The sequence below is a fragment of the Zetaproteobacteria bacterium genome (assembly GCA_003696765.1).
Lineage (GTDB): Bacteria > Pseudomonadota > Zetaproteobacteria > Mariprofundales > J009 > RFFX01.
Genome location: RFFX01000042.1, coordinates 1 through 10,045, shown reverse-complemented (window position 1 = coordinate 10,045; position 10,045 = coordinate 1). Strand labels below are relative to the sequence as shown.

Sequence of the window (10,045 nt, the reverse complement as noted above, 5' to 3'; positions counted from 1 at the left end):
ACCTCGACGTCGGTCGCCGGCGCCAGCCCGGTGATGGTGTAGGTCACCGGGTTGCCGGTGCCGGTCACCTGGGTGCCGCTCCACGAGCCGGTGGAGGGGGATCCGGCGTCGATCCAGATGGTATCGCCGGCGGCCAGCCCGGTGATGGTGCCACTGATCGAGTTGCCGCTGGAGAGAACGACATCGATGTTGCTCAGGCTGCCCCCCGTGGTATCGAGCAGCTCGGCCTTCTGCTCCGAGGTGGTCGAGCCGTTGGAGTTGTAGTAGGTGGTGACATAGCTGCCCTGCCCCCAGACGACCACCTTGTAGCCGCTGCCGGCCGGCACGGCCACCTTGTAGCTGCCGTTCTGGTCGGTCGAGTTGCCGAAGAAGAGCTGTTGGGCGTCGTTGCGCACCTCGACCCAGGTCCAGGCCACCGGCGCGCCGTTGCCGTCGGTCACCCGGCCGGAGATGGTATTGGCCTGCTGCAGCGCGATGTCGATCCCGGTGACCGCGCCGTTCGTCGTATCGACGGTCGCCGCCTGCTGGTAGTCGTAGACGGTGCCGAGGCTGCCGCCGTAGTAGGCGCTGGCGCCGTCCGGCGTCCAGACATTGACCACGAAGCCGGTGCCTGTGGGCACATTGATGGTGTAGGCGCCATTCTGGTCGGTCTGGGCGCCGCCGCCGCCAGCGGTGTCCGACCAGGCGTTGACCCAGGCGCCGACCACCGGCTGGCCGCCCTGGGTGACCGTGCCGGAGATGGAGACGCCGGCCGGGATGGTGACATGGATCGTCGCCCCGGTGGTGCCGGCGTTGATCGGGGTGGCCTGGTTCCAGTCGGCCGTCAGGGTGTAGGTGTTCTGGACATTATCCCACTGCACCTGGCCGCCGATCAGGCCGCTGGCCGGATCGGGCCAGACCGACATGGTGTAGTCGACATTCGGCTTGACCTGGATGGTGAAGGCACCGTTCTGGTCGGTGGAGCCGCCGGCCCAGGCGCCGCCGATCGAGGAGAAGTCGACCCAGGCGTTGGCCACGGTGACACCGTTGCTGTCCTTGATGGTGCCGGTGATCGCCACTCCCTGCGGCATGGTGGCATAGATGTCCACGCTGGCGGTGGTAACGGCGATCGGATCGGCTGTCGGCCGGCCGGTGTAGGGGTCGAAGGTGTCGCTGATCGTCCCCTCCAGGGTCGGTGTATTGGCATTGTCGGTCGTCAGATAGACGAAGCCGCCGCCCTGGCCGGAGGGATTCCACACCTCGACGCGGTAGCTGCCGTTGGGCGCGACGCTGACCGAGAAGTTGCCGTTCTGGTCGGTGTTGGCCCAGCCGTTGAAGCCGTAGTCGTCGCTGACCGCGACGCCGACGAACTGAGCCGGGGTGCCATCGGCGTTGGCGATCTGGCCGGTGATGGAGACCCCCTGCTGCAGGGTGGCGCTGATCGCACCGCTGCCGCCGGCCACGGTGAGGGTCGCCGCCTGCGCCGGGTCGCCGCTCACCCCGCCGTTTGCGGTGATGTAGCCCCCGACATAGTTGCCGGTGGAGCCGGTGGTGTCGATCCAGACGCGGTAGTCGCCGTCACTGGTGCCGATCGAGGCGACACCAGTGCTGTTGGTGATGCCGCCGTTGAAGCTGCCGCCGGCGCCGATCGGCTCCAGGTTCACCCACAGGTTGGGGATGCCGGCGCCGTTGGCGTCGGTCACCGTGACGGTGGCCACCGAGCCCTGCGCCAGGGTGACGGTCGGCATGGTGGTGCCGCTGGCCGTCGCCGTCACCACGGCGGCGCTGTCCCAGCCGGCGGTGGCGCCGCCGTTGCCGTCGTAGTAGCCGCCGATCAGCGTGGTGCCGGTGGTGTCGATGCGTACCCGGTAGTCACCCGGATCGAGCTGGATGGAGAAGCTGCCGTCGCTCTTGGTCGTCACTCCGCCCCACGACGGGTTGGCGGGATCGACCGGCTCGAAGCTGACGAAGAGGTTGGCCACGCCATTGCCGGAGCCATCGACGATGGTGCCGGCGATCGACGCGCCGCTGCCCCCGCCCTGCTGGCCGCCGCCCAGCGCGCCGAAGGCGTTGACGAACGGGAAGAGGTTGTAGCCGGCGGTGATCGGCGTGGCGGTGAAATCGAGCAGGGTGACCTGCTGGGTGGCTGTCGGATCGGGGTTGAACGCCGCCCAGCTGCCGGCCGCCACCGCGGTGCCGTCGGGCGCGATGGCGTCGGTGGCGACATGGACGAGCATGCGGTCGGCCTGCGCGCCGTTCTCCGTGGCCGGATCGAACTGCCCGTCCCCGTTCTGATCGTCGAAGGCGATGATGAAGAAGAGATGGCCGCTGCCCGCCGCCGGATTGATCGGATCGAACGGCGTTGCCGCCGGCAGGTTGGGATCGTTGGTCACCCAGCTCAGGTCGCCGAGCGAGACCACCTGCGTGTAGCCGGTGTCGAGCTGGACATACTGATCCACCCGCACCTGATAGGCGAGGCTGCCGGTGGTGGTGTCGAGCATGGCCAGCACCACATAGGGATCCTGCAGGGCCACCGTCTGCGGCGCGCCGCCGAAGACGCCTCCGCCGCCGACGCCTCCGCTCATGCCGCCGCCCGATACAGGCCCGCCGGGCCCGCCGCTGCCGCCGGATGGGGCCGGTGGTGCGGCGGGACTCATCGGCACCGCCTCACCGCCGGCGATGGGGGTGAAGACATCCTGCTGGAGCACATCGTTGTAGCTGTGCAGCGACCAGCCCTGCGGGATGGTGGTGGCGCCGTTGTTGATGGTTACCGTTCCAGCCGTATAGGGGTTGTAGATCAGCTCCTGGGTTCCGGTCAGCACCGGCGCGCTGCCGGCGTCGATCAGGCCGTCGCCGTTGAGATCCGCGTAGGCCTGCAGGGCGAAGATGAAGCCGGTGATCTTGCCGCCGTCGACCGGAATCTGATGCTGGATCAGCGCGGCGGCGTTGCCGCTGTACCAGAGATCCAGGGTGGCGCTGTCGCTGACGATCGCGCTCAGGTTGACCGGGTCGAAGGTGATGGCGCTGTCGATCACCACCGGGTGGTTGTCGGCGTTGCCGAAGGTGTCGATGGTGTCGACCGCCAGGATGGTGCCGGCGGTGGTGCCCGGCTGGGTGGCGGCGAGCGCACCCCCGCCGTAGGGCGCAGCCCCGAACTGACCCAGCAGGTACCAGCCGGCGCTCAGCGTGTTGAAGCTGACCGGGTCCTGCATGGTGTCGGTAAGATCCATCAGCAGAGCGGTCGCCTCACGCAGCACCGGATCGCCCGGGTTGAGCTGGGGGGCTGTGGCCGTACCGCCGCTGGCCGCATAGACGCGCAGACGGATCAGGTAGCCGTGGCCGGGCGCGCTCGGCGGGCCGCCGAGGGTGACCATCTGTGTGCCGTTGGCATCGAAGGCGGCCACCAGCGCATCGAGCCCACTGGTGGCCTGCGGCAAGGCGTAGATGTCCAGCGTGGTCGGGTCGAACCACCCCTGATCGGCCGGAACCTGGCCGATGACGGTGCCGTTCGTGTCCTCGAAGTCGGCCATCAGCAGCGGATGGATGGCCGTGCCGGCCGGATTGTTGGTGTTGGCGGCCGGGCTGGCGTAGTCGGCGGGGCGGAACGAGTCGGCCCGCAGCTCATGGCCGATCGGCTGCTTGTTGAGTGTGCCGGTGGTCGCCTGGATGGTGTAGTGGTTGGCGGCGTTGGTGGTGCCGCTTGCCGCCGCCTGGATCTCGACGAAGTAGGTGGCGCCGCCGGTGAGCACGCCGGAGAAGGAGGCGGTGCTCAGGCTGTTGCCCAGATGCTGCACCAGGGTGGGGGTGCCGCCGCCGGCCGGCAGGGCGTAGAGATCGATCGATCCGACAACATCGTTGGCCGGGTTGGCGCCGAAGCTGCCGCCGTCGGGGTAGGAGGCCTTGGCGCTCCAGTCGAACTGCACCACGCTGGTGCTGCTCGGCATGGTGTAGTACCAGCGGGTGACTGCGCCGGCAGCACCCAGCTCGGGGGTGGAGCTGTCGTTGCTGAAGGCGTTGGGTGAGAGGTTGTCGTCGTTGACCGACACCTTCGCCGCGCCGATCACCGCCAGCTGGTAGTGGAACGGCGAGCCGACGTTGGGATCGGGGTTGCCCTGGTTGGTGACGGTGACCAGCAGCGGCGCGCCGCCGCTCGGCGCCGGCACGGTGATGCTGCCGGTGGTGCCGGCGGGGATGAGTTTGGAGAAGCCGCCGTTGTCGAGGATGAAGCTGGAGTCGACCGCGCCCAGCACGATGGTGACATCACCGCTGCCGGCGGGGGTGATGCTCCATTGATCGACGGTGCCGTCGGCCACCGGGTTGAAGACGCTGGAGCTGGCGATGTTCTGATCGATGCGCGGGGTGAAGATCACCGTCGGGTCGCCGTAGAAGTTGTTCTGGAAGCTCCATGCCGCAGGATCGAGGCCGGCGTAGGGGTCGGCCGTGCTCTGCGGATCCTGGATGGTGATGTCGGCGGTGACGCTGCCGCCGGCCGGGATCTGCACCGGCAGCGGCTGGAACCCGCCGAAGGCGCCGCCCGGCTCGGTGGGATCGGGTTGTTGATTGCCGTTGGTGTCGATGAAGGCGCCGACATAGAGGTTGGTGGCACCGTCATCGATCAGGCCGCCGATCGAGAAGCTGCCGCCGGTGGCGCTGGCGATGGTGGCGTAGGCGTCCGGTGTGGCCATGGTGGTGAAGCCCGGGTCGGCGAAGACGGCGACATAGATGGTGCCGGTGGTCGCCTTGGAGAGGTTGGTGATCGTGCCGGTGATGGTGCCGTTGCCGCTGAGGTTGGCCGTGCCACCGGTCGTGCCACCGGTCGTGCCACCGGTCGTGCCGCCGGTCGTGCCGCCGGTCGTGCCGCCGGTCGTGCCGCCGGTCGTGCCGCCGGTCGTGCCGGCCGGGTTGCCGCTGGTGCTGCCGCCGTTGTCGCGCACCATCACCGTGAAGCCGCCGCCGTTGCCGTGCTCGACGACCTGCAGCTCACCGTTGGCGGAGACGATGCCGCTGTCCTGCTGGCCATACGGATCGGTGATGGTGACCACTCCATTCGCTTGGGAGGCGAGGGTCATGCCCGTGTAGGTCTGGTTGCAGCTGCTCTGCGAGTAGCAGACGAAGTTCTGGAAGGCGTCGAGCTGTCGGTCCACCGTGGCGGTGCCAGCCCCATTGGTGTCGAAGCTGAAGAAACCCGCTTCGGCCACGCCAGCATCAACGATATCTACATAGCGGCGCTGTTCGGGGAAGACGGTGACCGGTGTGGCTCCGGGGTCGCGGATCATGATCCCGACCTCTTCCCCGCTGCCGTCCATCGACGGGTTGAAGTAGAGCATGTATTCGCCGTTGGAGGAGGGGAAGACATAGGTGTAGTTGTTGAGTACTACGCCGTAGTTATCAAGAGTGAAGCTTCCACCACCCGAGAAGGGTGTGGTTTGCGGCGCTGCGTTGGCGGTCATGGGAACCGCGGTTTCGCTGCCATTGATGCTGAAGCCGTTCGCGCTGTAGATGTCGACGACCGACTGGAACGCCGCCTGGATCACCGGCGGCTGATTGGTTGCCACCAGGCCGGCGAAGGCGCCGACCAGGTTGTACTTGCCGGAGACCTGCGGGATCTGCCCATTCGCCGGCAGCCGAACGAGGAACAGGTGATGCGACATGCCATGGACCGGATTGGTCGTCCCGGCCGGCACCAGCGGGTTGGGCGGCGCCAGGCCGTCGATCTGGTAGGAGATGGCAAACTCGCCGTCGGGGGTGAAGACGAAGCGGTTGCCTGCATCGGCGACCACCTCCTGACTGGTGGCGTCGTAGCTGACGGGGAAGGTGCCGCTCATCGGGTAGCCGCTGTTGGCCGGCGCGCCTCCCTGGTAGCCGAGCTGCCCGGTCCAGCTGGCGCTGGTCCCGTTGAAGGTCATGGTGCCGATCTCGATGAAGTCGTCTTCCTGGGACCACTCGATGTAGCGGTAGGTGTAGCCGTCGATGGTCGGGGGGATCGCCGCCGCCTGGGCTCCGATCGCCGTTCCAAACAGCCACAGCAGGCCGAAGATCAGGGTGCGCATGAGCTGGGTTGCGGATCTGTTGTTCATCATATCACCTCACGCCCCAACGGATCGGGGTTGGTTGTTTGCGGATTGTGGAAAGATGGGCCGCCTGCGCGCGGCGGGCGCGCAGCAGGGCGAGCTGTTGCTGCCGGGCCATGGCCTGTAGCGCCTGTTGCCGGCTCTTCAGCGCCTGGCGGCGGGCGATCTGCCGGGTGGGCAGCAGCGCCGTGTTGCGCAGCCGGGCCAGCTTCTGCAGTTGGGCGGATGCGGCAATCTGCTGCTGTTTGGCCGCAGTGGCGGGCTGAACGGCACTCTGACCCTGTTCGATTGCGGCCAGCTTTCGGACGATCGCCGGTCGCTTGTCGGACGGGGCGGTGGCCAGCGCCCGGCGCAGCCGCGCCAACTGCGCGCCGCGGTGTTGCTGGATCAGGTAGTAGCCGGTGGAGGCCCGGCGTGCCTGCTCCCTGCTCCGTTTCATCCGGTCGCGGACCACCGCCGCGGCCATCGCTCCGTGCAGCGGGGCGGCGGCATTGGGCTGTTGCCGCCCGCCCTCGGTACTGCGGGGGGCATCGTCGGATGAGGGGCGATCGGCGGGGGCGTCCCGGTAGCCGTGGATCAGGTCGTAGGCGGCCTCACCCCTGTTGAGCAGCCAGAGCTGGCGCGGCCGGCCGGCGCCGTCGTAGGTGAGGATGTAGTTGCGCTGACGCAGGATGCGGCGCAGTGCCCGCTCCAGCGGCAGATCGTGGAAGGAGGCGCTCACCCGCCCTTGCACCGACTTGCCGAGGTAGAGGTTGAGCCCGGCCCGGGTGGCGAGCTGCCTCATCACCTGCCGCAGCGGGGCGTCGCGCAGGGTGGCGGAGAGGCGGCCGTGGTCGAAGGCGACCGTCTGCCGCCGGTCGATGGCGGCCGATGCCGGGGCGGCGGCGAGCAGCAGGGCGGCGAGCAGCAGGGTTCCCGTCATGCGAAGCGGGAGCGTCACCGCTTTGCTCCATCCATCGGACATGGCCCCGAGGAAGGGGATCGTTCCACGAATACCGATACCTCCCTGGCAACTTCAGCCTGCGGCCGAACATGCCGGCCGTTCCCCCCATGGCCGCTGCGACCCGACATCCTGCCGCCGGCGGGGAGGGGTGTCAATCCCCGTTTTGGTGGATGGGGGCGGTGCGCTCCACCGCCGCGACCAGATCGCGCAGACGGGCGCAGAAGCCCGCTGCGCGCTGCGCCAGATCGGGGTGGCCCTCGCGGATGGCGATCGTCAGTCGGCGGGCGTCGGCGGCCAGCGCCGCGGCCCCCAGCGTGCCGGTGACGCCGGCCAGGGTGTGGGCCAGTGCCTGCGCCTCCTGCGCCTCCCTCCGGGCGATCAGCCGCTCGATCCGCCGTGCGCTGTCGCGGTGGCGGTCGAGGAACTCGCGCAGTACCGCCTGCTGCAGCTCGCGGTCGCCGCCGAGTCGGGCGAGCAGGGCGTCGGCATCGAAGTCGGAGGTTTCGCCACCGGTTTCGGTGGTCTGCGCCCTCTTCCCGGCAGGCGCAGACCGTTGCGGGGTGCGGTCGAGCCAGCGCAGCAGCGCGGCGTGAAGCCGCTCTTCGTCGATCGGCTTGCCCAGACAGTCGTTCATGCCGGCATCGAGGCAGCGCCGCCGCTCTTCCGGCAGGACGTTGGCGGTGACGCCGATGATCGGGATGGCGGCGGTTTCCGGCCGGGCGCGCAGCATGCGGGTGGCCGCCATCCCGTCCATCTCCGGCATCTGCATGTCCATCAGGATCAGGTCGAAGCGCTCCCCGCCCGCCCGCGCCACCCCTTCGCGCCCCTCCTCGGCGGTGGCACAGGCGATGCCGGCCCGTTCGAGCAGTGCACACAGCACGCGGCGGTTGATCGGATCGTCCTCCACCACCAGCACCCGCCGGCCGCGCAGGGCGTCGCGGGGGAGGGGGCGGGATGGCTTCGGTTGCAGCGCCGGCTCCTCTCCCGCCTGCTCCAGCGGCAGGGTGAGGGTGAAGCGGCTGCCGATGCCGGGGCTGCTCTGGAGGGTCAGCCTCCCGCCCATCAAGGCGCAGAGGCGTTGGCAGATGGTCAGCCCCAGGCCGGTGCCGCCGAAGCGGCGGCGGTCGTCCGACTCGGCCTGGGTGAAGGGTTCGAACAGCCGCTGCTGATCCTCCTTCCGGATGCCGATGCCGCTGTCCTCGACGGTGGCGGTCAGCAGCCATGCCTCCCCCGCCGGCTGCAGATCGAGCGTCACCCGCACGAAACCGCGTTCGGTGAACTTGATCGCGTTGCTCACCAGGTTGCGCAGGATCTGCTCGATCCGGACGGCATCGCCTAGAAGAGGCGGCGCCTCCTCCGGTGCACCGACCCGCAGCGCAAGCCCCTTCTCCGCCGCCCTGGGGCCGAAGAGCGCCTCCAGGTTGGTCGTGATCGCTTCGATGAGGAAGGGGGCGGGGTTGATGGACATGGCGTCGGCGTCGATCTTGGTGAAGTCGAGGATCTCGTCGACGGTGTGCAGCAGTTGCTCCGAGGCCTGCACCACCGCCCGCAGATGGCCGCGCATCCCTTCCGGCAGACGATCCGCATCGTGCTGCATCAGACGGAGCAGGCCAATGATCGCGTTCATCGGCGTGCGGATCTCGTGGCTCATGTGGGCGAGGAAGCGGGTGCGCGACTCTGCCAGCTGCTCGGCGCGTTCGCGGGCGGCGCGGTGGGCCTCGGTGCGGGCGGCGACCTGTCGCTCCAGATCGGTGTTGATCAGCCTCAGGGTGCGCCGGTGGCGCTCGGCGCTGCGCAAGTGCATGGCCAGCAGCCGCATCATCCGGCCGCTCTCCCCGAGGAGCAGCCGCACCTCGGGCAGGGCCTCTTCCGGCAGGTGCGCCTGCTGGCGGGCGAGTCGGTCGGCGGCCTGTTCGAGCCGTTCCGCGCGCTGCTGCGGCGCGCCCGCCTGCCGGAGGATCCCGGCCAGGGCGGTGATCGGCTGCGTCGCCCGCCGGCCCAGCGGACGGGCGAGCCAGAGGGCGAGCAGGGCGGCGAGCAGCATGGCGAGCAGCACGCTGCGCGTCACCCCGGCGATCGCCGTGCGGTAGAGGGTCGGTTCGGCGGCCAGGCAGACCGAGCCGAGCACGGCGCCCCCCTTGCGGATCGGGGCACAGGCGTAGGAGGTGTCGTCGCGCAGCATCGCCCCGCCCTGGGCGATCGCCGTCGGCCACGCGACCGATGCCCCGGCGGACTGGAATCGCTCTCCCCCACGGCGTACCTCCACCGCGCGCAGGTGGAGCTCGGCCTCCAGCAACCGATCCAGCATGGCGCGGGCCATCTCGTGGTCGTGGAAGAGCAGCGCCGGCCGGATCGCCTCGGCCAGCAGTCGGGCGTGGGCGTTCCACATCCGTTGCTCCTGCTCGATCACCCCCTGGCGGATGGTCTGCAGCCAGACGGTGGCCATCACCGCGATCACCGCCGCGGTGATCAGGATCATGCGACGGCGCACCACCGCGGTCAGGTCGTCGCGCAGGAGACCTCCTTCGTCGTGCCGTGTCGGACTCATTCGACCACCCTGTCGGCCATCTGAAGCAGCTCGGCGCTCAGATGGAGCCCCACAGCCCGCACCGCCTGCAGGTTGACGGCGAAGCGCAGCCGCCGGTTGCGGCGGTAGAGGCCGATCATCCCCCCCTGCCCGACGAAGCCCGGTCGGTCGGAGACGGTGAGCACCGGGCGGCCGGCGAGGCGACGGCGCAGCTCGGGCCAGCGGTCGAAATCGCGCGCCACGAAGAGCACCGAGGCGTCGCGGACGCAGTCGATGTCGCTGCAGCGGCGGGTCTGCGCCAGCGGGAAGGTGTGATGGTCGCGCATGGTGCGATAGATCGGCGCCGGCTGCGTGCGGGAGAGGATGACCAGGGTCTCGGGGGGATGCCGTCCGGGCCAGTCGCAGTAGAGGATGAAGTTGCGCAGGTAGAGCACCTCGAGCAGCCGCTCGTCGATCTCGTCGGCAGCGGCTGCGGGGAGCAACAGGAGGAGGAGTGCGGTCGGGAGGGCTGCTCCGAACCCCCTT

Annotated in this window: 4 protein-coding genes; all 4 read right to left on the bottom strand. The window is 69.3% G+C overall.

Translation table 11 applies throughout. The features are described 5' to 3' along the window. Positions 1-6,059: hypothetical protein (locus D6682_04360; GenBank protein RMH51493.1), on the bottom strand; the 6,059-nt coding region annotated here is incomplete at its 3' end. Position 6,060: 1 nt separating this feature from the next. Further along, complete coding sequence (locus D6682_04355) at positions 6,061-7,014, bottom strand: hypothetical protein (protein RMH51492.1); 954 nt, start codon at positions 7,012-7,014, stop codon at positions 6,061-6,063. A 130-nt stretch (positions 7,015-7,144) separates the two neighbouring features. Then, entirely contained in the window at positions 7,145-9,541 is a 2,397-nt protein-coding gene (locus tag D6682_04350; protein ID RMH51491.1) for a response regulator, read from the bottom strand. Beyond that, on the bottom strand, positions 9,538-10,045 hold a 508-nt coding region (locus D6682_04345; protein RMH51490.1), incomplete at its 5' end, for a YfiR family protein. The genes D6682_04345 and D6682_04350, both read right to left, overlap by 4 nt.